This window comes from Actinopolyspora mortivallis DSM 44261, assembly GCF_000384035.1.
Taxonomy (GTDB): domain Bacteria; phylum Actinomycetota; class Actinomycetes; order Mycobacteriales; family Pseudonocardiaceae; genus Actinopolyspora; species Actinopolyspora mortivallis.
The window spans coordinates 3,560,624-3,582,333 of record NZ_KB913024.1; the positions used below are offsets into that span (position 1 = coordinate 3,560,624).

18 protein-coding genes and 1 tRNA gene are annotated in these 21,710 nt (G+C 68.7%); 2 read left to right on the forward strand and 17 right to left on the reverse strand.

All coding sequences use genetic code 11. From position 1 onward, the window contains the following. Window positions 1–29: 29 nt before the first annotated feature. From ACTMO_RS0116680 to dacB, 10 genes are all read right to left on the reverse strand, one after another. Complete coding sequence (locus ACTMO_RS0116680; RefSeq protein WP_019855825.1) at window positions 30–494, reverse strand: DUF3180 domain-containing protein; 465 nt, start codon at window positions 492–494, stop codon at window positions 30–32. Window positions 495–602: 108 nt separating this feature from the next. Then, the gene (gene folK / locus ACTMO_RS0116685; RefSeq protein ID WP_019855826.1) at window positions 603–1,097 is read right to left on the reverse strand and encodes a 2-amino-4-hydroxy-6-hydroxymethyldihydropteridine diphosphokinase; all 495 of its coding nucleotides are present in this window, start codon (window positions 1,095–1,097) and stop codon (window positions 603–605) included. Further along, window positions 1,094–1,486: a dihydroneopterin aldolase gene (gene folB, locus ACTMO_RS0116690; RefSeq protein WP_019855827.1), complete on the reverse strand. Its 393-nt coding sequence runs from the start codon at window positions 1,484–1,486 to the stop codon at window positions 1,094–1,096. Before folB ends, folK begins: the two co-directional genes overlap by 4 nt. Then, a complete protein-coding gene (folP, locus tag ACTMO_RS0116695; protein WP_169509077.1) occupies window positions 1,479–2,327 on the reverse strand; it encodes a dihydropteroate synthase in 849 nt (282 codons plus the stop codon). Before folP ends, folB begins: the two co-directional genes overlap by 8 nt. Next, window positions 2,327–2,965: a GTP cyclohydrolase I FolE gene (folE, locus tag ACTMO_RS0116700; protein ID WP_019855829.1), complete on the reverse strand. Its 639-nt coding sequence runs from the start codon at window positions 2,963–2,965 to the stop codon at window positions 2,327–2,329. The genes folP and folE overlap by 1 nt, the downstream gene beginning before the upstream one ends. Window positions 2,966–3,028: 63 nt before the next feature. Next, window positions 3,029–5,590: an ATP-dependent zinc metalloprotease FtsH gene (gene ftsH / locus ACTMO_RS0116705; protein ID WP_019855830.1), complete on the reverse strand. Its 2,562-nt coding sequence runs from the start codon at window positions 5,588–5,590 to the stop codon at window positions 3,029–3,031. A gap of 342 nt (window positions 5,591–5,932) precedes the next feature. Further along, the gene (gene hpt / locus ACTMO_RS0116715; protein ID WP_019855832.1) at window positions 5,933–6,490 is read right to left on the reverse strand and encodes a hypoxanthine phosphoribosyltransferase; all 558 of its coding nucleotides are present in this window, start codon (window positions 6,488–6,490) and stop codon (window positions 5,933–5,935) included. A gap of 32 nt (window positions 6,491–6,522) precedes the next feature. Next, a complete protein-coding gene (gene tilS, locus ACTMO_RS0116720) occupies window positions 6,523–7,506 on the reverse strand; it encodes a tRNA lysidine(34) synthetase TilS (RefSeq protein WP_019855833.1) in 984 nt (327 codons plus the stop codon). A gap of 78 nt (window positions 7,507–7,584) precedes the next feature. Then, window positions 7,585–8,775, reverse strand: a complete 1,191-nt coding sequence (locus tag ACTMO_RS0116725) for a zinc-dependent metalloprotease (protein ID WP_157062925.1) — start codon at window positions 8,773–8,775, stop codon at window positions 7,585–7,587. Between the two features lie 64 nt (window positions 8,776–8,839). Then, window positions 8,840–10,972: a D-alanyl-D-alanine carboxypeptidase/D-alanyl-D-alanine endopeptidase gene (gene dacB, locus ACTMO_RS0116730; RefSeq protein ID WP_019855835.1), complete on the reverse strand. Its 2,133-nt coding sequence runs from the start codon at window positions 10,970–10,972 to the stop codon at window positions 8,840–8,842. 532 nt (window positions 10,973–11,504) lie between these two features. On the opposite strand from dacB, the gene ACTMO_RS0116735 reads away from it, so the two are divergent. Then, window positions 11,505–11,993 (forward strand): inorganic diphosphatase, encoded by a 489-nt coding sequence (locus ACTMO_RS0116735; protein ID WP_026449334.1) that lies wholly within the window; start codon window positions 11,505–11,507, stop codon window positions 11,991–11,993. 141 nt (window positions 11,994–12,134) lie between these two features. On the opposite strand, the gene ACTMO_RS0116740 is transcribed toward ACTMO_RS0116735, so the two are convergent. The 6 genes from ACTMO_RS0116740 to ACTMO_RS0116760 all read right to left on the reverse strand — a co-directional run bounded on the left by ACTMO_RS0116740 (window position 12,135) and on the right by ACTMO_RS0116760 (window position 18,814). Continuing rightward, on the reverse strand, window positions 12,135–12,569 hold the full coding sequence (locus tag ACTMO_RS0116740) for a hypothetical protein (RefSeq protein WP_019855837.1): 435 nt from the start codon (window positions 12,567–12,569) through the stop codon (window positions 12,135–12,137). 163 nt (window positions 12,570–12,732) lie between these two features. Then, complete coding sequence (locus ACTMO_RS0116745; RefSeq protein WP_051099102.1) at window positions 12,733–13,560, reverse strand: DUF4231 domain-containing protein; 828 nt, start codon at window positions 13,558–13,560, stop codon at window positions 12,733–12,735. A 1,156-nt stretch (window positions 13,561–14,716) separates the two neighbouring features. Beyond that, window positions 14,717–15,739: a cytochrome d ubiquinol oxidase subunit II gene (locus ACTMO_RS0116750; RefSeq protein ID WP_019855839.1), complete on the reverse strand. Its 1,023-nt coding sequence runs from the start codon at window positions 15,737–15,739 to the stop codon at window positions 14,717–14,719. After that, window positions 15,736–17,091 (reverse strand): cytochrome ubiquinol oxidase subunit I, encoded by a 1,356-nt coding sequence (locus ACTMO_RS0116755; protein WP_033402027.1) that lies wholly within the window; start codon window positions 17,089–17,091, stop codon window positions 15,736–15,738. The genes ACTMO_RS0116750 and ACTMO_RS0116755 overlap by 4 nt, the downstream gene beginning before the upstream one ends. Window positions 17,092–18,100: 1,009 nt before the next feature. Beyond that, window positions 18,101–18,250 carry a hypothetical protein gene (locus ACTMO_RS23105; RefSeq protein ID WP_157062926.1) on the reverse strand — a complete coding sequence of 50 codons (150 nt, stop codon included), beginning with the start codon at window positions 18,248–18,250 and terminating at the stop codon, window positions 18,101–18,103. Window positions 18,251–18,740: 490 nt separating this feature from the next. Continuing rightward, window positions 18,741–18,814, reverse strand: a tRNA-Thr gene (locus ACTMO_RS0116760). A 102-nt stretch (window positions 18,815–18,916) separates the two neighbouring features. On the opposite strand from ACTMO_RS0116760, the gene ACTMO_RS0116765 reads away from it, so the two are divergent. Beyond that, on the forward strand, window positions 18,917–20,446 hold the full coding sequence (locus ACTMO_RS0116765; RefSeq protein WP_019855841.1) for a hypothetical protein: 1,530 nt from the start codon (window positions 18,917–18,919) through the stop codon (window positions 20,444–20,446). 30 nt (window positions 20,447–20,476) lie between these two features. Here ACTMO_RS0116765 and ACTMO_RS0116770 read toward each other — a convergent pair whose 3' ends face one another. After that, on the reverse strand, window positions 20,477–21,697 hold the full coding sequence (locus ACTMO_RS0116770) for a DNA polymerase III subunit delta' (RefSeq protein ID WP_019855842.1): 1,221 nt from the start codon (window positions 21,695–21,697) through the stop codon (window positions 20,477–20,479). Window positions 21,698–21,710 lie beyond the last annotated feature (13 nt).

Sequence of the window (21,710 nt, forward strand, 5' to 3'; positions counted from 1 at the left end):
CACCACGCACCGGAAGACACGAAAGTGTGTTATTCGTCCCCGGTGTCGTCCTCCTCCGGCTCGTCCGGATTGCGCATACACCGCTCCAGCCACAGCCCGGAGGCGATCAACGCCGCCGCACTGACCAACCCGACCAGCGCGGCCGCCGTGTCCGAACGGGCCACCTCGACACGGGCGTACATCGGCACCAGGAACACCAGCAGGGCCACCCACACGCCGGACATGAGCGCTCCCGCCAGTGAGGAGGCCTTGGCCAGTGCCACCATCCGGGTGGCCGTCATCGGATCGAGCGGCTCCCGCCCCTGCCAGTGCTGCGCCCGGGGACGCACCGCGAAGGCCAACACGACCTCCAGCACCGCCACCACCAGCAGGGTGGCCCCGGCGGCCAGCGGCAACGGAGGCAGGGCCTCGTAGCCCACCCGTACTCCGGCGTAGACCAGCACGGCCGCGATCAACGCCGCGACCACGAGGTCCCGGGCCCTGGTGTAGTTCATCCGTCCTCCGTGCCCACACGGCCGCGCCGCCGGCGAACGCCGGGACCCGCCTCGGGCGAGCCCCGCCCGAGCACGGCTTCCCGACCCCACGCACCGCGGCCACGGTTGTCAGTACAACGTCAGATCCGGGCGTTTCCGCACCTCGGCGACCTCCTCGGGGGGAAGTTCCCGGCACAGCGCGGAAACAGCACCGTGGCCGGGTAACACGGCGGTACCGTCCATCTCCGCCCAGGGAACCAGCACAGTGGCCCGCCGCGGTGTCCCCGGATGCGGCAGCAACAACTCGGGGTGGTCACTGCGCACCTCGTCCACAGTGACCACGTCGACGTCCAGTGTGCGCGGTCCCCACCGCTGCTCGCGAACACGTTCGGCCCGCTGTTCGAGCCGCTGGGCACGGCGCAACCAGTCCCAGGCCCCGAACTCGACGGAGTCCACCAACACCACAGCGTTCAGAAAGTCGGGCTGGTCGGTGACCCCCCACGGAGCGGTCTCGTACACCGAGGAGGTCGCCACCAGCACCTCGGACAACCCCCGCACCGCCAGCCGCAGGTAACCGAGCCGGTCCCCCAGGTTCGACCCGAGGGAGAGGACCGCCCTGCTCATGCCGAAACGGCCCTCCCTCCGCGTCCGCCGCGCCGGGAGCGCCGAATGGTCACCGCGACGTCGTCGAAGGTGAGCGGGATCGGAGCGGAGGGTTTGTGTATCGTCACCTCGGCGGCATGGGGCCTGTCGTCGGTCATGATGTCGTCGGCGATCTCGGCGGCCACCGTCTCGATCAGGTCCCGCGCGGGACCGGCCACCACGGCGGCGGCCCGTTCGGCGAGCACCCCGTAGTGCAGCGTGCCGGTCACGTCGTCGCTCGCCGCGGCCTCCCCCAGGTCGACCCACACCGTGATGTCCACGACGAACTCCTGACCGTCCCGCTTCTCCCGCTCGAACACCCCGTGGTGTCCGAACACGCGCAGTCCGGTGAGTGTGATCCGGTCAGCCAAGTTCGCTCCCTCCGTGCTGCCAGTGGGCGGCCACCGTCACCGCGTCCAGCGACGCCCGCACGTCGTGCACCCGCACCGCCCACGCCCCGCGCTCGGCGGCCAACGCGGACACCGCGGCGGTGGCCACGTCCCGGCCGGAGGCGGGACGGGGAGTTCCCGCGGAGTCCGCCAACGCGCCGCCCAGGAACCGCTTGCGGGAGGCACCCACCAACACGGCGGGTCCCATGTCCAGGAATGTCTCCAGCGCACGCAGCAGCCGCCAGTCGTGTTCGGCGTTCTTGGCGAAACCGAGCCCCGGATCCAGCACGAGGGCGTCCTCGGACACCCCCGCCGCCAGCGCGTCCTCGACACGGGCGGACAACTCCGCCCGCACCTCGCTCACCACGTCGGTGTAGACGGCCAGGGAGTTCATGTCCCTGCTGTGGCCCCGCCAGTGCATGAGGATCCAGGGAACCCCGACGTCGGCGACCGCGGCGGCCATCTCCGGATCGGCGAGTCCACCGGAGACGTCGTTGACCAGCACGGCTCCCTCCCGCACGGCCGCGACGGCGATCTCGGCGCGCATGGTGTCCACACTGACGGGAACACCGGCCCGAGCCAGCTCACGAACCACCGGCAGCACACGTTCCGCCTCGACCTCGGCCGCCACCCGCTCGGCGCCGGGGCGGGTGGACTCCCCACCCACGTCGACGATGTCGGCGCCCTGGTCCCGCAGGTGCTTGCCGTGTGCCACGGCGACCTCGTGGTCCAGGTAACTGCCACCGTCCGAGAAGGAGTTGTGCGTCACGTTCAACACGCCCATGACCAGGCAGCGCGACGCTCTCGGCAGCTCTGCGGGCATCACTTCCCCCGAATCAACGACAACGCCTCGGACCGGGAGGAAGCCGAGGAACGGAACACGCCACGCACGGCGGAGGTGGTGGTCACCGAGCCCGCCTTGCGTACCCCGCGCATCCCCATGCAGAGGTGCTCCGCCTCCACCACGACGATGACCCCGCGCGGTTCCAGCTTCCTGGTGAGGGCGTCGGCGATCTGCGAGGTCAGCCGCTCCTGCACCTGCGGACGCTTGGCGTACAGGTCGACCAGTCGAGCCAGTTTGGACAGTCCGGTAACCCTTCCCTGGTCGTTGGGGATGTAGCCGATGTGGGCCATGCCGTGGAAGGGCAACAGGTGGTGTTCGCACTGCGAGTACATCGGGATGTCCCGCACCAGCACGAGCTCCTCGTGCGACTCGTCGAAAGTGCGGTCCAGCACCTCGTCGGGGTCGGTGTAGAGCCCGGTGAACAGTTCCTCGTAGGCACGGGCCACCCGCTCCGGTGTCTCCCGCAGCCCTTCCCGGTCCGGATCCTCACCCGCAGCCAGCAGCAACTCGCGGATCGCGGCCTGCGCTCGGGTCCTGTCGAAGCGTTGATGCACGAACTCGGCGGGGTCGGAGCCGAATTCGGCGTCCGGCCCCGCCGGTACGTTCTCAGCTGTCACGTGTCGTTCCCTCCACGGAGGCGAGGCCTCCGGCCTCCGCCGGAAGCCTCCGGAACCCCACCCTCAGCGGTGGTCGGAAGAACTCCCGTTCTCCCCTGTCGACGGCCCCGTCTCCTCGCCTCCGGAATTCCGTCCTCGGTCCTGCTCGGCGGACGTTTCCGCACTCGAATCAGTCGGGGACTGCTCGGTCCGCTCACCGGCCCCCTCCTCCGGGGAGGCGGAGGGTGGGGCGGGCTGCTGTCCCTGCTGGATCTGCTCGGTCTGCTGACCCTGCTGTTGGGAGGGGGGCTGTCCCCCGGTCTGCGGGCCACCGGTCCCCGGCTGCCCGCCGCTCTCCCACGAGGGAGTCCAGTTGTGCTGGTTCGAGGCGGGAGGCTGGTAACCCGGCTGGGCGCCGGGAGAGGTCGCCGGGGTCCACCCGGGGGGAGCACCGTAGTTGGGCGGAACACCCTGCGGTGCGTACCCCTGGGGAGGAGCGGGGTAGGGCATCTGGGCCGTTCCCGGCTGCTGCCCCTGTGGGGGCGGGGGCTGCTGGGGATAGCCGCCCTGCTGCGGCTGCCCGGGGTAGCCCTGGGGCTGCGGCCCCTGCTGGTTCGGTCCCGGATATCCGGCACCCTGCTGCGGGCCGTAGCCGTTGGTTCCGGGCACCGCCCCCACCGGGGTCGGACTGGGCTGTTCCTCGACCGGGGGCGGCCAGGGCTCACCGCGTTCCATGGCCAGCTCGCCGGGCGTCTTGATCGGCGGCTTGTCCGAGGGGGTGCGTCCACCGAAGTCGTTGAACGCCGTGATCCGGGGACGCTTCTCGACCTCGGCGAAGATCCGCTCCAGGTCGGCGCGGTTGAGCGTCTCCTTCTCGATGACCTCCAGCACGAGGTTGTCGAGCACGTCCCGGTAGGTGTTCAGGATCTCCCACGCCTCGGTGTGCGCGGCTTCGATGAGCTTGCGCACCTCCTCGTCGATCTCGTGGGCCACCTCCAGCGAGTAGTTCGGCTGCTGGCCGGCGGAGCGTCCCAGGAAGGGATCCCCCTCCTCCTTGCCGTACTTGACGGCACCGAGCCGGGCGGTCATGCCGTACTCGGTGACCATCGCCCTGGCGATCTTCGTCGCCTGCTCGATGTCGCTGGAGGCCCCGGTGGTCGGCTCGTGGAAGACCAGTTCCTCCGCAGAACGCCCACCGAGTGCGAACACCAGACGGGCGATCATCTCCGAGCGGGTCATCATGTCCTTGTCGTCCTCGGGGACGACGAGAGCGTGCCCGCCGGTCTTGCCCCGCGGGAGGATCGTCAGCTTGTAGACGGGCTCCAGGTCGGGCATCGCCCAGGCGGCCAGGGCGTGACCACCCTCGTGGTAGGCGGTGATCTTCTTGTCCCGCTCCGAGATGACCTTGGTCTTGCGGCGCGGACCACCGATCACCCGGTCGACCGACTCCTCCAGCGCCGCACCGGTGATGAGCTGCGCGTTCTCCCGAGCGGTCAGCAGGGCCGCCTCGTTGACCACGTTCTCCAGGTCGGCCCCGGAGAATCCCACGGTCCGTTTGGCCAGCCCGTCCAGGTCGACGTCGGCGCCCAACGGCTTGCCCTTGGTGTGCACGTTCAGGATCGCGCGTCGACCCCGCAGGTCGGGCGCGGCCACCGGAATCTGACGGTCGAACCGCCCGGGGCGCAGCAGAGCCGGGTCGAGGATGTCGGAGCGGTTCGTCGCCGCGATCAGGATGATCCCGCCGCGGGAGTCGAACCCGTCCATCTCGACCAACAACTGGTTCAGGGTCTGCTCCCGCTCGTCGTGGCCGCCGCCGAGACCGGCCCCGCGTTGCCTGCCGACGGCGTCGATCTCGTCCACGAAGACGATGCACGGCGCGTTCTGCTTGGCCTGCTCGAACAGGTCGCGCACCCGGGAGGCACCGACACCGACGAACATCTCCACGAAGTCCGAACCGGAGATCGAGTAGAACGGCACTCCGGCCTCACCGGCCACGGCACGGGCGAGCAGCGTCTTACCTGTGCCGGGAGGCCCGTAGAGCAGCACCCCCTTGGGGATCTTCGCGCCCAGCGCCTGGTACCGGCTCGGGTGCTGCAGGAAGTCCTTGATCTCGTGCAGCTCCTCGACGGCCTCGTCGGCCCCGGCGACGTCGCTGAACAACGTCTTGGGCATGTCCTTGGTGAACTGCTTGGCCTTGGACTTGCCGAAGTTCAGCACCTTGCTGCCGCCGCCCTGGGCGTTGTTCATCATCCACATCACCAGCAGGACCAGCAGTCCCAGCGGGATGAGATAGATGAACAACTGGCTCCAGATGGAGCTCTGGGAGACCTCGGAATCCCAGTTCGAGATACCGGACTGCTCTATCCGGTTGACGATGTCCTCGTTCGCACCGCTCGGATACTGGGCGATGATCCGGTTGCTGCCCTGAACCTGGACGCCGTCGTTCAGAGTCAGTTTCAGCCGCTGTTCCTTGTCCTCGATCGTGGCCTCGGCCACGTTCCCCTGCGAGATCTGGCGCAGAGCCGTGGAGGTCGACACGTCGGTGTATCCACGCGTGTCGTCGAAGAGCACGCTGAAGGCGTAGAACAGCAGCAACACCGCCAACAGCCACAGCAGCGGGTTGCGGAGCAGGCGCTTTCGGTCCATTCACTTGCGGCCGCGGCGCGGCCTCGACCCTCCCTGACTGTCACGTCGGGTGGTGGCGGGCGTCCATTCAACGTCCACCCCCGGTTCGGCCCAGCGTACCGGTCCCACCAGCGTGAAACTGAGCGAACCGAGCCACAGCCGTCCAGGGTACCCGCCCCTGGATTTCCAACGGGTCACACGCCGGATTAGTTCCCACCACCTCCCCACCGGTGGTACGACACACCGACGAGGACCCGCCCGAGCCGTTCTCCGAGGTCGACCCCGGAGAAGGACTCCACGCGGGCGCTTTCCGTCCCCTTTCGGTTGTACCCGCCACCACGACACCACGGGAACCGCGCGGAATCAGGTCCCGGAGGTGTAGACCTTCGGATCGAGGCTACCGATGTAGGGGAGGTCGCGGTAGCGCTCCGCGAAGTCGAGCCCGTAGCCCACGACGAACTCGTTGGGGATGTCGAAGCCGACGTACCTGACCGGGATCTCGACCTGCACCGCGTCCGGCTTACGCAACAGGGTGCACACCTCGAGCGAGGCGGGGTTGCGCGCGGTCAGGTTCTTCAGCAACCAGGACAGCGTCAGCCCCGAGTCGATGATGTCCTCGACGACCAGCACGTGCTTGTCCGCGATGTCCCGGTCCAGATCCTTGAGGATCCGCACGACCCCGGAGGAGGAGGTCGAGGACCCGTAGGAGCTGACCGCCATGAACTCCAGCTGGGCAGGCCGGGGAAGCGCCCGGGCCAAATCGGTCATCACCATGACTGCGCCCTTGAGGACCCCCACCAGTACCAGATCCCCGCCGTGGAGCTGCCCGTAGTCCTCGTCGATCTGCTTGGCCAGTTCGGTGATCTTGTCGTTGATCTGCTGCTCGGAGATGAGCACGGAGGCAATGTCGCCGTCGTACACGGCCCGCCTTCCCCTCTCGATTGGGTCGCTGTTCACCCGTCGCTCGCTCGTTCTTCGATTCGGCGACCCCCGCATTCCACCAGAAGAGTTCCGCGCACACGAATCAGCTCGAACCCTCCGGGCAGAGCGTGACCACCCTGACCGCGCCAGTCACCGACCAGCGCGTCCGCCTCACGCAGATGGGCATCGCTGAGCTCGGGGACACCACACGCGCGCAGCCAGTCCCGCAGCACTCGTCTGCGCAGCGAAGGCGGGTTCGAGGCCAGCGCCTGCGCGTCGAGTCCCTCCGGGGTGCGCACCCGCGCGCGCAGCTCCTCGGCGAGCGCGTCCAGCGCGTCCGCGTCCTCCCGGAGCTGCGCCGCCGTCCGGGACAGGGCGGAGGCAACCCCACCCTGCAACACGTCCTCCATCAGGGGCAACACTTCGGTGCGCAGCCGTACCCTGGTGAAACGGGAGTCCGTGTTGTGCGGATCCCTCCACGGGGACAGCCCCAGTTCGGCACAGACCGCCTCGGTGGTCCGGCGGGAGACCTCCAGCAGCGGACGCAGCCACGGCGGATCCACCGGCCGCATCCCCGCCACCGACCGGGGGCCGGAGCCCCTCCCCAGGCCGAGCAACACCGTCTCGGCCTGGTCGTCCCTGGTGTGTCCCAGCAGCACGGGAGACCCCTCCGGTCGGCACCGGCGCAGCGCCTCGTAACGAGCACGGCGGGCCGCCGCTTCGGGTCCCCCACCGCCCCGCGGGGTGACCCGCACCGTCTCCACCCCGGAGCAACCGAGCCCTCCCAGTTGTTCGGCCGCCCGTGAGGCCACCGCCTCCGAACCCTCCTGCAGGCCGTGGTCGACGACCACCGCGCGCACCGGAACGTGGCGGTGACGGCCGACGTACACCGCCGCCGCGGCCAACGCGAGCGAATCAGGCCCGCCGGAGCAGGCCACCACCAGCGGTTTTCCCCGGTAACGGGCGGCCTGTTCGGAATCGAGCAGTCTGCGCACCGCGACGCGAATCTCACTCACACAGGGGGCTGGAGGCACACCGGAATTGTGCCCCTCACCCTCCGGGTTCGCGGCCACCGGTCACGCGGCGGCGTGCGGTCACCCGTGCACCCGGCGCACCCACTCGGCCGGAGCGGACAGTTCCGCGCGGGTCGGCAGATGGTCGGGACGGCTCCACACCGCGTTGAACCCGTCCATGCCCACCGTGTCCACCACGTGCCGGGTGAACTCGGCGCCCTTGGCGTACTGCTTGATCTTCGCGTCCATCCCCAGCAGACTCCGCAGCACCCTGTCCAACAGCCCCCCGCCCGCGCGGCGGCGGGTGAACCGCTCCCGGATCGTGCGCACGCTGGGAACGACCCGGGGGCCGACCGCGTCCATCACGTGGTCGGCGTGGCCCTCCAACAGGGTGGAGACAGCGATGATCCGGTCCAGAGCCGCGCGCTGCCGCGGTGTCTGCAACAGCTCCACCAGCCCCAACACCCCGGGACTGGTGTCGGACTCCCGGGAACGGCCGGAACGCACCTCCCGCACCGCCGCCGGCATCCTGCTCAGCATCTCGCCCGTGGAGCCGTCCATCTCCCCCATGAGCTCACCCACGCTGTCGGCGAAGTACTCGCGCAGCCAGGGGACCGCGTTGAACTGCAACCGGTGGGTGGACTCGTGCAGGCACACCCACATGTGGAAGTCCCGCTCCGGGACGTCCAGCGCGCGCTGGGCCGTCACGATGTTCGGTGCCACCAGCAACAACCTGCCCGGATCCTCGTCCGCCGACCCGGCGGGGGCGAAGGGGTCGTACTGCCCCAGCACCTTGCTGCCGAGATAGGCCAGCACCACGCCGGCCTGCAGTCCCGCACCACGACTGCTGACCGCCGCCAACAGCTCACCGGAGCGCTCCGCCCCGGCGGACACGGCGTTCTCGACGGCCGTCTCGGTCAGCTCGGCCAACCCTCTGCTCGCGCAGTGCAGCCATCCGGGCCGGTCCACCACGTCTCCGGAACGCACGGGCAGTTCCGCGCCCAACCCGGTCACCTCGCGCACATGGGTTTCGGCTCCCACGCTGTACTCGCGCAGGCTCGCCACCGCACTGTCCGCCTCGGCGCGGGAGATCTCCGGTCCCGGACCGAGCAGCCTGGCGGCCGTGCCCACGGCGAGATCCCAGTCGATCGTCCCCGACCCAGCCCCGGCGGCCGCACGTTCGTCCCGGATCCGTCCGGAACGCTCCGGGCCGCCGTACCCGGACACCGTACGACGCGGCGGCACGGAGAACGCGGAAGCACGAACACTCACAGCACTGACCGTACACGCATCGGAGCAGGGCGGCGAACCTCGGAAGGAGCGCCCCGGAGGCCGGTCACCGGCAACCGCACTCGTGCAGGTGCGCGGCCATTTTGTCCAGCAGCGGACGGGCCCGCGCGGCCTGGCTGTCGTTGGTGAGGAACGCGAAACCCAACAGGCGTCCGTCCTCGGTGACCACCGTGCCCGCCAGCGCGTTCACCCCGGTGAGCGTTCCCGTTTTCGCCCGCACCCAACCGCGTGCCTCCGCGGAACGCCCGTCCTCGTAGCGTCCGGCGAGGCTGCCGGTGGCACCGGCGATCGGGACCGCGGTGAGCAGCGGACGCAACCGCGCGCTGGCTCCGGAGGGACTGTCCGCCGGCGCGCTCGCGGTGCGCAACACCTCCCCCAGCAACCGGGGGGTCACCCGGTCCCGCTCGGAGAGACCGCTGCCGTCCCGCAGGCGGAGTCCGTCCGTGTCGAAGCCGTGCTCCTCCAACACCTCGCGCACCGCCTCCGTGGCTCCGGAGAACGAGGGCTCGTGACCGGTGGCGATCGCGACCTGGCGCGCCACGGCCTCGGCCAGCACGTTGTCCGAGTCCCGTAACAGCTTGCCCACCAGCTCCCGTAACGGCGGGGACTCGACCTCGGCGACTTCGGAGGAACCCTCCCGGACTGTCGTGGTGGTCACCGACTCGGAGGACACCCCGAGTCGGGAGGCCAGTTCCCTGCCCGCGTCGAGAGCCGGTTCATGGCCGCGCGCACTGACCTTGCTCGTGGGATCGTCGCGCCCTCCGTCGAGCATCACCGGACGCATCGGGGCGATGTATCCCCGGTCCACGTCGTCCGGGTCCCAACCGGAGGCCAGCGTGGGACCGCTGTACCGACTCACGTCCACCTTGACCGACTCGATCTCGCCTGTGGTGGTCTCGCGGATCTCGCGCACCAGCTCGTCCAGCCGCGCCGCCCCCGGATACACCGACTCCTCCCCCTCGGGGAGGGCGGACAGCGTGGGATCCCCACCGCCCACCAGCACCAGGCTGCCCGGGTCCTCGCCCCGCACCACCGTGGTGCGGAACCGGAAGTCGTGGTCGACGGCCAGCAGCGCGGCGCACGAGGTGAGCAGCTTGTTCGTCGACGCCGGGGTCATGGCCCGTTCCTCGTGATGACTCCACAGCACCTTCCCGCTGGCGGAGTCCAGCACCACTCCACCGAACTCACCCAGCTCCGGGCGCGCGGCCGTGTCGTCGAGCGCGGCGGCCAGGCCGTCCCGGGTCGGGGTCGGGGCGGTTGAGTCCAGTCCTCGGACCGAGGGGTTCAGCCATGCGAGCGCGGGTCCGTCGGACCGGGGAGTGGTCCCGCCCCACCAGGCCAGTGTTCCGAGCACCGCGGTGCAGCCGAGCACGACCACCCCCACCAGGGCGAGGAGCACGGTCGGCTTCCTGCCGAGTCCTCTCCTCCGGGTTGATCCCTCGTCATCGCCGGGTGTGTCCTCCCCGGCAGTAGCGGCCGGTTCGCCGACGGCCTGTTCGGCCGGGGGCTGTTCACCGAGGGCCTGTTCGGCCGAGGACTCCCCGCCGGAGTCGGTGTCCTCCGCCGGAGCCCGTGGTGGAGCCGTCCCGGTCGAGGGCGGGGCCTGCCCGGAACCGACGGTCCGCCCGGAGGACGGGAACACGGGGAGAGTGGTCGAGGGCATCCCGAAGTCGGAGGGCTCCGCCGGGCGCTCGGGGGCTGGGGGGACGTTGCCCGCCAGCGCGTTCCCGGTGAAGGGGTCTGCCCCACCGGCACCCTCACCTCGCTCGTCCGAGGCCCCCGGAACTCCGGAGGAACCGCAGGCCCCCTCTCCGCCGACGACGGGGATCGTCGTGGTCGGGGGATCCGAGATCGGGTCACTCGGCCACGGCCCGGCGGGGGAGTCCGGCTCCTCCCGTTCCCCCTCGGGGTCGGGATCACGGGAGGCTGTGCGCAGCCGTTGCGTGCTCTCGACAGCTGCCTCGTCGTGCTCCGGCCACTCCGGTACCGGCTCGGAATCCGCCCCCGGGGTGGCCTCCTCGGGGTCCTCGGTGGGCCAGGCCGGGGACTGCTCGTCCCCTCGCGAGCACGTGGCGTCCCGCTCGCCGGAGACGGCGGCGGCACCGGTGTCCGCCTCCTCGGAGACGTCGGTCTCCGTGTACTCGCCGGTCTCGCCCTCCGGTTCCTGGGGCTCGGGCACGGGACTCCTCCTGGGCTACTGCCTGTCCGCGGGTGCGATCTCGCGCACTGTCGTGCGGCTGGAACGGCTGACGTGTCCCACACTAGATGCGCCGGAACGACAGGCGGGCACAGCCACACCCGAAAGAGCCGGAGACGAGGGACACGATGCGAGGACCCCTGCCGCAGGGCTCGCCGTGGGGCGGGTCGGTGACGGCCCGGTCACGACACGCCCGCGGGTGGAGGCGAACGGTTCGCCCGTGCTCGACGTCGGCCCGCCGCTCGGCACCGTCGTGGGACGGCCCGCCAAGCCGGATCCGGGAACGCTCACTTACGCTGTACGCGCATTCCACCGGCGAGCGGCGAGGGTCGTCGTGCGGCCTGCGCGCCGCCGCGACCGACCCGACGCCGGACGGTCCGCCAGTGCGCGGGCGATCGGGGACTCCCCGAGAAAGGGTCGGCAACGGCACGGCCGTTCCGGCGACATCCGAGCGGTCGGCGGACCGCACGAGGGGTCGCCGTCCGAAACACCGTCAGGACGAATGAGGAACCGCGTGGACTTCGACGTCACGATCGAGATCCCCAAGGGGAACCGCAACAAGTACGAGGTGGACCACGAGACGGGGCGGATCCGTCTCGACCGGACGCTGTTCACCGCCACCCAGTACCCGGCCGACTACGGGTTCATCGAGCACACCCTCGGCGAGGACGGAGACCCGTTGGACGCGCTCGTGCTCGTGCAGGAGCCGACCTTCCCCGGCTGCCTGATCAGTGCACGCGCGATCGGAATGTTCCGGATGCGCGACGAGAAGGGCGGCGACGACAAGATCATCTGTGTTCCCGCCGACGATCCCCGGCAGGAGCACATCCGGGACATCCACCACGTCCAGGAGTTCCACCGGCTGGAGATCCAGCACTTCTTCGAGGTCTACAAGGATCTCGAACCGGCCAAGAGCGTCGAGGGAGCCACCTGGGTCGGCAGGGACGACGCCGAGGCGGAGATCAAGCGTTCGTACGAACGCGCCAAGGAGCAGGGGCACTGACCTCTTCCCGGAATGCGGAACCGACGAGGGTCCCCACCCGGTGCGGTGGGGACCCTCGCGTTCCGAGGGCGCCGGTCCCGTACCGGGGCGGCGACGGCGAACACACGCGGTCCCGCCCCGGAGGGAGGCGTCACCGACGTTCTACCGGCCGCTGATCGGCAGCCCGCCGAGGAGTCCTCCGAGCGGGGAGTCGCCGAGCAGGTCCCCACCGGTGGACGGGGCGGAGGCCCCGTCGCGCCGCCGCAGGTCTTCCGGCAGCACACCGCTCGTCTCGTCCACGGAGTGGGCGTCGGCGATCCCGGGGACGGGCTGATCGTGGCCGGGGAGCCCCGCGGGCACGGCGGGAACGTCGTCGCCGGAACGAGCGCTCGCCCCGGGAGCGGAAACGACGTCTCCGACCACTTTCTCGGCGGAGTGCAGGGTCGTGGCCGTGTGGTGGGCGGCCTGGGCGGTGCTTCCGTCGGTGGGCAGCTCGCTCGGCAGGGCGGGGGTCTCCGCCACGGCGGTGCCCGCGAGTCCGACGGCGCCCGCGCTTCCCGCCAACAGAGCGGCCGCTGCGCTCACAGTGCGTTTCATCGCCTTGCTCCTCTCTGCACAGGGGGCGGTCCTGCGCGCCGCAAAGAGCCTACGGAAACGCCACTGGACACGGTTCAGCGATTACCGACAACCGGCCTTACACGAAAAGTAATCAAAAACTCCCCAGTTACCCCTCCGCTACAATCCGACTCACACCAAAGGGTCAAACAAGAGTGTCCGGGAGGACGGCGGGCCCCACCTGTTGCTGACGTTTGGCGTGTTCGTCCAACAACACCTCGGCCTCGTTGGCGAACTCGGCGTAGGCGGCCTGCTCACTGTCGAAACGGCGGTACTTGCCCACACGCAACTCCACCGAGTGGTACTCCCGCTCCAGGGAGTCGGCGGTGAACTGCAGGTTCACGCTGCGCTCCCGGTACTTCCCGTACCCGGACAGCGCCGCCGTCACGGCCACCACGAGACTCAGCCCGACGGCCACCCACCGCGCGGGGGCCATCGACACGGAGGCCGCGGCGACCACCGAGGTCACTATCGACCCGGAGATGACCACCATCTGCAACGTGTTGTGCACGGAACGGTAGCGGCGGGCCTGTCTGCGGTAGGCGCGCACCGCGTCCGGCAGGTACACGCGGTAACGCTTGTGCGCGGACAACAGGTCCCCCGAACCCACCTCCTCCAGCAACTGTTCGCGCCGCGCCTGGTTCAGCTCACGCAGTTCGATCGCCATACCGCGTACCTTGAAGTACTGGCGGTACAGGAGGAAGGCAGAACACACTACGGAGATCACCGAAATCACCGAGACGAGTGTGATCATCCCCCATCCCGGCGTTCCCAGCACGAAGTAGCTCACGGCCGAGGCGAGCAACGCCACGTTCACGGGCAGTGCCCACACGACCAGCAGACGTCGTAACAGCAGCGCCCGATGCGCCTGCTCGGAGAGGTCCGCGATGCGTCGCGCGACGTCATCGGGTGGCGAGTCGGCGGAGAGCACACCTCCTCCGACTATCCCCGTACTGACCTCGGTACTGCTCATCACACGATCCCTTCACGGCGTCACTGTGATCGAAATAGCTCAACAGCGTTACTGCAATCGGCTGACGGGGTGACGCCCGAGCTGATCGAATAACGGAACGCGTTCGGTACCTCCGAACGGAGGTACCGATCCCGCTCACCGGCGACCACCGACCCGCCACCTCACCCACGAGCTCTCCCAGACGATCACACGCGTCATGAACACGGGTTGTACCACTTCGGACACTCTTCTCCGACACGGTCTCCCACACCGTTGCCCTGCCCGGAGAAAGACCCGGTTCCGGGTACTCGACCACGACGGAAAGCCAACATACCGAACCGGAGAACACGCTTTCCGGGCAAGCACGGCGGATCGAAGCGACGTCTCCCCCACCCGCGCGGACGGCACCGCCACGGGTCGTCGTTCGCGTGCACCACTCGGCGGAGCCGACGACACTTCCCCGCTAGCGGGAAAGTAAGCACCACCCACGATCACCCGAGCGTGTCCCGACTCCCGCGGTCACGCACCGCGAGTACGCCCCCAGCGGCCCCTTCACCGGAACGCGGGAACACCGGGGCCGCGGATACGGCAACACCGCTGGCACCACTCCGCGAACTGTCGTCCACGACGGACCGAGCGGTCGCGACGGAAAGATTCCGGGAAGTCCCACCGCGAACACATCCCGGAAAATCCCCCGGAAGAGGGCCCACACGTCTTTCCGGCACCTCATCCGAACAGTGCCCCCCATTCACACCACCCCAGCACCCGACCACCGCTCGGAGTGCTCGATCACGTCATGCCCCGTGGCTGTGCGACACCGCCTCGAAAGAACTCGCGGAGCTGGCCACGCGGTGATCATATTACATCCCGGAACGGAATCGTCGGGCCTTCCGAACCAGCGATGTATCAGCAGCGCAGCCCGGCCTCGTGCCGCCGTGTTCGTGCGGCATCACAAGGACCGGCGCACACGCGGAAGGGAGCACCGGGGGAGCATTCCGTCCACCGACGGTGTTTCCCCGTTCCGGACGAAAAGGACTCGAAAACAGCGTCGAATCGTGGACCATACCTCGATTCGACGAAAATTATCATTCCTTTCGGTGGACACCGAACCGAAGAATTTTTCTCATCGGCGTGTTCGCCCCGCCCGCATGCCGTTCGGAAGGAGCAGCACCGCGACTCATTCGGAACCCGTCCGCGTGCGTTCCGCCGAAGTGCCCCGCTGGAACAGGCTGAACATCCACCACAAGGACGGAAGCAGCACCAGGGCCCCGACCAGGATCACCCACAGGCTCACTCGCAGCACGGTGGGTTGGGCAGCGGCCTCGGCGATCGTGGTGTCCGGCAACAGCACCAAGGGGTACTGGGCCACCGCCCATCCCCACAGCAGAGCCGCCACGGCCACAGCAGCGGCGATCCGCGAGAGCAGGTAACGCCTGGTCAGCAGCAACAGCAGCGAAACGACTCCGCCGAGCGCGGAGACCGCGATCACCCCGATCCCCCTGCCCACCAACCCCGCGTACAGCCGGGGAGCGTCAGCGTGCAGCACCCCGATACCGGCCAGGGCCACCACCCCGGTGACCACGGCGGTACCGAGCGCCTTGCGCCGGAAGACCTCGGCGAGCTCGGGCTCGCCCTCCCTGCGCGCGTCGGCGCACAGGAACACCGCCGCCAGGTAGGCCGCGACGGCCACCGCGAGCACTCCCCCCAGCGCGGAGGTCGGATTCACCCAGCTTGTGATCAGCCCACCTTCGGCGATCCCCAGCGGGGTACGTCCGGAGGCTATCCCCCCGGCCACCGTTCCGAGGAAGAACGGAGTCACCACAGAGGAGGAGGCGAAAGCGATCCCGTACATCCGGCGGTGCCCCGACTCGGTGCTCGCCTTGCGGAACGCGAAGGCCGCTCCCCGCGCGATGATGCCCAGCGCCACCAGAGTCAACGGTATGTACATCGTGGAGGCCACCGAGGCGAACACGCCGGGAAACCCGGTCCAGCACAGCACGATCACGAAGATCAGCCACACGTGGTTGGCTTCCCAGACCGGACCGATCGAGTGATTGATGAGCGCGCGTTGTTCGGAACCCCGCTCGGTCCCACCGGCGAGCAGATCCCAGAAGCCACCCCCGAAGTCGGCCCCACCCAACAGCACGTAGGCGGTCAGCGCCAACCACATGACAGCGATGAACCAGTCCGCCGGAGTCATCGGAGTTCCTCGTCGTGTTCCTGCGGGGCCAACGGGGCACGGGCCAGGCGTCTCAGCACGTAGACGCTGGCCACGGTCATCACGAGGTACACCGCGAGCACGGCCAGCAGCCCCCAGAGCAAGCCGGGCACGGGGGTGACGGCCTCGGCGGTGCGCATCCGACTCCAGACGATCCAGGGCTGGCGGCCCACCTCGGTGGTGATCCAGCCGAACTCCACCGCGAGCGGGGCGGCGAAACCGGCCGCTGTGGCCAGCGCGAGAAAGACCCGCCCTCGGGGCATCCTCCGGCGACGCCACCACACGAGCCCGCACCAGGCCCCGAGCACCAGCAGTCCGAAGCCGATGGCCACCATGAGCTGAAAGGACCAGTGCACGATGTTCACCGGGGGGCGGTTCTCGGCGGCAGCCGCGGTCAACCCGGTTATCCGCCCTTCCGGGGTCCAGTGGGCCAGCAGGGACAGTCCACTGGGGATCTCGACCGCGTACTCCATCTCCCCCTGCCGGTAGATCCCACCGATGTGCAGCGGAACATGACGCGCCGTCTCGTGCACACCCTCGATCGCCGCGAGCTTGATCGGCTGGTTCACCGCGAGGAACTTGGCGGCCCAGTCCCCCACTCCGATCTGGACCGGGGTGAGCACCGCCCCCAGCGAGAACGGCACCAGGAAACCGAGCCGGTGGTACCGGTCGTCCCTGCCACGCAGGATCGCCGCCGCGTAGACGGCCGCCATGCCGAATCCGGCCACCATGAAGGCCGCGAGGATCATGTGCACGCTCTGCGGCCAGGCCGCCGGGTTGAACATCGCCGCCCACGGCCGCACGTGCACGATCCGACCGTCCCGCAGCTCGAACCCCCGGGGCTGGTTCATCCAGGCGTTGGCCGTGACGACGAAGAACGCCGAGGCGACTCCCGCCACGCACACCGGGATTCCGGTCCACACGTGCACCCGGGGAGGAAGTCTGTCCCAGGCGTAGAGATAGATGCCCAGGAAGATGGCCTCGACGAAGAAGGCGAAACCCTCCAGTGTGAACGGCAGCCCGATGACCTGCCCGTAGGTGTCCATCATGCCGGGCCAGAGCACGCCCATCTCGAAGCTGAGGATCGTGCCCGAGACCGCCCCCACGGCGAAGAGCACTCCCATGGCCTTGGCCCAGCGCCGTGCGAGCAACCGGTAGGCTTCGTCACCGGTGCGTACACCCCGCCACTCGGCGAAGACCGTGATCGCGGGCATTCCCACGCCGAAGCAGGCGATCACGATGTGCCATCCCAGCGAGAAGGCCATCTGCAACCGCGCCGCGAACAGATCCGTGGGAGAGGCCGCCTCGGCCAGCACCGGGCCCGTCAGGGACATCCGGCCACGTCCCCGGACGACCCGGTCTCCCACACCCAGGAGCTCGACAACGTTCCTCCCGCTCGCACCGACGAGTCACGGCGCGGACCCGAAGTCATCCCGGACCACGGATCCGCCGCACCACGGTCCGGAACATAATGGATCTCCGGCCCGCTCGCAGGACGGACGAGGAGCACGTCGCGATTCGAGCATTTTTCATATTTTACTCGCGAACAGAGAACCTAAAAAATTTTCCTCGCCGGAACTTTGGATATCGCACGAGATATCATTTTCCGAGGTACGGTACTTCCTCTGTCGTCACGAAAGAAGGAACACCTTTCCCACATCCGAACATCGCCGGTGAGGAATCCGGGTTACTCCCGTATCCCCGACAGCCCCCTCACAACTTCCCCTTCGTAGGCCCACCAAATCTGCTCAGGAACGGGACACCCATTGGGCAAAGAATAATGCCACGAGATTCATCGCTATGACTGCTTCCCAAAATCGGGAGGCGGCCCAACGACCCGAGCGGGCAGACCGTACTGCCGAAGAATTTCCGCACTCGGAGGAAGCAGTGCGCGAGCGACTCGGTAATTCACGAACGACAGGCCAAAAAGAACCAGAGGTGGAAAGATTCCCACTACAACGGATGCTGTCGCGACGTCCGTTGGTTCCGTGAGATGCACCAACAAGGGCACATAAGAAAGCAGAGACAGCACCGCCTCAACGATCGTCAGAGCCAGCAGCGGGCGTCGCACCTGCGCAGCGACCGTCAGATTCAGATATCCGGATGACACACTGGAACGCCCCGCCAGAAGATAACTCCCGGACACCAACAGAAAGAGAGCACACAGTCCCTGCAGTAGTTTGACGAACATGAGATGGCCGTCCAGGAACAGCACGATGATTCCGATGATCGGAGCAACAATCAACGAGGGTACGGACCTGCTCGCGCACGAGCTTCTGATTCTTCGTTCCAGTTGAGGTGACACCTGTACGAAACTGACGTACGGAAACGGTCCGAATCCCATCAGTTGACCTTCCAGTTCGAAACGTCACCGTCACTGGTCGTGGCATCTCCGAGATCCACCGAAGAACGGGTCCATTCTCCACCGAGGTCTGTGATCTTTTGTCTGATCGCAGTTTGTTCCGCTTCAATCGCCTCCACCGAATCGTTCACAGAGTTCCTCGTTCGCTCCGCCGGACCCTTTGCCACCGTAAGTCCTTCCACTTGATCCGAAACCAATTCCTTGTACGCCTCGGCAGTCCCGCCCTCACATTCTAAGTAAGTACACAAACCAGGAAAGGACATATCGCCAGCAACAATCCGGACGGTATCACACAATTTTTCCGCCCGTTGACCACCGATTGAGTGCATAACCTTCTACACATTCTCTCCAGTTTTGGGCTAATTCGCCGGATGAAGACAGCTCCCGAACGGCTTCAGCCAGACACCGGTTGACGGTACGACAACGTGTATCCAGTCTGATCACGGATCCGTGGTGTTCGGCCAGGCAGTTCGAGATCCTACCAGCGACAACGGTGTCGGAGACTCTCAACCCTCAGCCCGGGCTCGTCTTCGACGATCAGAGACGGGGCGGTCAGACACCCCACGCGCGCTACCCAGAAAACAGCGGCGGGAGGTGAAGGTTCACCTCCCGCCGCAGCAGAGCCGCCTAGGGGAGTCGAACCCCTGACCTACGCATTACGAGTGCGTCGCTCTGACCGACTGAGCTAAGGCGGCGCAGCCTGGTCCCACTATAGCGGGCCGCCGAACGTCACTCGCAGACCCCCCGCTCGTTGAGCCCCACGGTGACCTCGATCACGAACAGTCGGAAGGTGCCGGATGCGCATACCCACCGTCCACCGCATCGCCGTGTGCTCCGTCGTCTCCCTGGCCGTGGGGTTTCTGGGCCTTCCCGCCGCCGCTCAGAGCACTCCACCGAGCACGCCGGTGCCCAGTCCCGAGTTCCCGGACCAGCCACCGGGCGCCTCGGAACCCGAGGATCCCCCTCCCGGCCCGGTCGTGGCCGAGGCGGGAACCGGCATAGGTATGCTGCGCGTGCTGCCCAACGCCGTGCCCGGTGAGTCGATCATCGACGATCCCGAGTTCGACGAGAAGATCCCCCGGCAGGCCCTGGTGGAGACCGGCATGGGCATCTCGGTGGCCAAAGCCAACTCCGAGGCCTACCTGGCCCAGGAAAGGGCCGTGGCGGAGGCGGCCCCCTTCGGTTTCGCCGTCGGAGGCCACGCACCCGCCCTGCCCGGTTCCCTGGCACAGACGGCGGTGCCCGACCACGAGGAACCGAAGACCCGCGGGCTCGAACCCCCCTCCTCTCCCCTGGACAAGCTGCTCGACCTCGGACTGCTCGAAGGAAGCGTGCACGCCCGCTGGGACGAACGGCTCGGCCCCTGCGTGAGCCCCATCTCCGACGCGGAAACCTCGCTGGCCAGCATCTCGGCGGTGAACGTGCTGCCCGCCCTGAAGGACAAGGAGCCGGAGTTGGCCCAGCGGGCCGCGCAGGCGGCACCCGGGGCCGCGGACGAACGGACCGAGGAGTCGTTCGCCCCGCTGGAGCGGCTGGGCGGGCTGCTCGGCGGGCCCGCGGCTTCCGAGCCCACGGCCGGCTCGCTGCTGCGTGTTCCCGACCTTATGCGGGCCCACTCCAACGTGCGGCTGGTCGACGCCGAAGGGCAGAAGGGCAAAGCGGTCCGGTCCACCTCCGAGTTCGAGGTGGCCAGCATTCGCCTGTTCGCGGGAACCTCCCAGGAACTCCGGGTCGACGTGGTCAGCGCTCCGCGCCTGACGGCCACCGCAACCGGCGACCCCGACACGTCCACGGTGGACTACACCGCTCCCGTGCTGCGGATCAGCCGGGACGGCGAGGAACTGTTCACTCTCGACGCCGCCCATCCCGAGTTCGAACTTCCGATCGGACTCCCACTGCCCAGCGACGGGGACACGCCGGGCACCGCCGTGGTCGGCGAGACCGACCGCCCCGGGGTGATCGACCTCGGAGTGCTGCGTCTGAGTCTGGGGGAACTCACCGAGGACAGGGTCGGCACCGAGATGCGCGCCAGAGCCAGACTGTTGGACCTGGAGATCCTGCCCAACGACTTCCTCGGGTTCTCCACCGCGCTGGCCAAGATCTCGTTCGGGGAACAGTTCGCCAGGGCGAAGGCACCCGAAGGGGGCATCCACTGTGAGCGGGAACCCGCTCCCGAGTCACCGACCACACCGCCGGTGAAGCAGGTGGCGGATCCGCCGCTGCCGAAAACCTCCGGGGCCTACCACGCGGTGGGGCTCTTCTGGACCGGAACCCTGCTGCTGTTGTTCGGAGCCGTGCTCATCGCCGCGCTGCCGCGTCGCCGCTGATCCGCTGCCGCCTCCTCGTGCCGGCAGCGGTCACCGGTACAACTCGGCGGCCAGGGCCTCCACCGCCACCACGGGTTTGACGTTGCGGTTCAGGGCGGTGCGGCAGCGCAGCACCGCCTCCAGCCGACGCAGTGTGGTCTCCGAGGTCCACTCCTCGGCGGCACCGCGGATCTCCCCGGCGAAATCGGGATGGTTCAACGGAACCGAGGCCCCGAAGCGGGTGGCCAGCACGTCCCGGTAGAAACCGGCCAGGTCGACCAGGGCGAGGTCCAGGGCGTCCCGTTGGGAACGGGTCGTCCTGGCCTTCTGCTTCTTCTCCAGCTCCTTCAGGGCCGCGTTGACCCCCTTGGCGGCCGAGGAGGCGCCCTTGCCGCTTCCCCCTGCCCCCATGGCGGTGCGCAGCTCCTCCTTCTCCGCCTCGTTGCGCTCCTCGTGCATCTCGGAGGCCTCGGTCTCCGCCGAGCGCACCAACGCCCCGGCCTCGGTGAACACCTCGGAGAGGTCCCGCAGGCCACGCGGGATCCGCAGCACGTCCTCCCGTCGCTGCCGCGCCTGGGGATCGGTGGCCAACCTCCTGGCCCGGTCGATGTGCCCCCCGCACACGGACGCGGCCCACTCCGCCGTCTCCGCGTCCACACCGTCCCTGTGGCGGAGCGACTCGGCGATCGCCCCGGTCAGGGGAGTGCGCAGTTGCAGGGGCCGGCACCGGGACCGGATCGTCACCGGGACGTCGGCGGGGTGGTCCGAGGGGGCGCACAGCAGGAACACCGTCCGCTCCGGAGGTTCCTCCACCGCCTTGAGCAGCGCGTTGCCCGCGCCCTCGGTGAGCCGGTCGGCGTCCTCGATCACCACGATCCGCCAGTGGCCGGTGCTGGGCTTGCGGGCGGCGGCCTGCACCAACGACCGCATCTCGGACACCGAGATCGACAGCCCCTCAGGTGCCACGGTGGTGACGTCCGCGTGCGTGCCCGCCAACGCCGTCTCGCAGGAGGCACACGCCCCGCACCCCAGCGAGTCCGGGTCGGAGCACTGCAACGCTCCCGCGAAGGCCCGCGCGGCGAGCGAGCGACCGCAACCCGGCGGCCCCGTGAACAGCCAGGCGTGGGTCATCGCCCCATCCGTCACGTCACCGGTGCCCCGCAGGGCCCGCCGTGCGGCGCGCACCGCGGCCGTCAGGGTGCGCACGGCGGCGGGCTGTCCGATCACCTCGGACCAGATGCCCTGAGCGGGCGAGACATCCTGCTCCGTCATCGACGCCTCTCAC

Bases quoted from the DNA above. Each gene is read 5' to 3' on its own strand.
- folK (WP_019855826.1), bottom strand. From the start codon at position 1,097: ATGAGCAGGGCGGTCCTCTCCCTCGGGTCGAACCTGGGGGACCGGCTC.
- ACTMO_RS0116745 (WP_051099102.1), bottom strand. From the start codon at position 13,560: ATGAGCAGTACCGAGGTCAGTACGGGGATAGTCGGAGGAGGTGTGCTC.
- ftsH (WP_019855830.1), bottom strand. From the start codon at position 5,590: ATGGACCGAAAGCGCCTGCTCCGCAACCCGCTGCTGTGGCTGTTGGCG.
- ACTMO_RS0116765 (WP_019855841.1), top strand. From the start codon at position 18,917: ATGCGCATACCCACCGTCCACCGCATCGCCGTGTGCTCCGTCGTCTCC.
- ACTMO_RS0116740 (WP_019855837.1), bottom strand. From the start codon at position 12,569: ATGAAACGCACTGTGAGCGCAGCGGCCGCTCTGTTGGCGGGAAGCGCG.
- ACTMO_RS0116750 (WP_019855839.1), bottom strand. From the start codon at position 15,739: ATGACTCCGGCGGACTGGTTCATCGCTGTCATGTGGTTGGCGCTGACC.
- folP (WP_169509077.1), bottom strand. From the start codon at position 2,327: ATGCCCGCAGAGCTGCCGAGAGCGTCGCGCTGCCTGGTCATGGGCGTG.
- ACTMO_RS0116680 (WP_019855825.1), bottom strand. From the start codon at position 494: ATGAACTACACCAGGGCCCGGGACCTCGTGGTCGCGGCGTTGATCGCG.
- ACTMO_RS0116770 (WP_019855842.1), bottom strand. From the start codon at position 21,697: ATGACGGAGCAGGATGTCTCGCCCGCTCAGGGCATCTGGTCCGAGGTG.
- ACTMO_RS0116755 (WP_033402027.1), bottom strand. From the start codon at position 17,091: ATGTCCCTGACGGGCCCGGTGCTGGCCGAGGCGGCCTCTCCCACGGAT.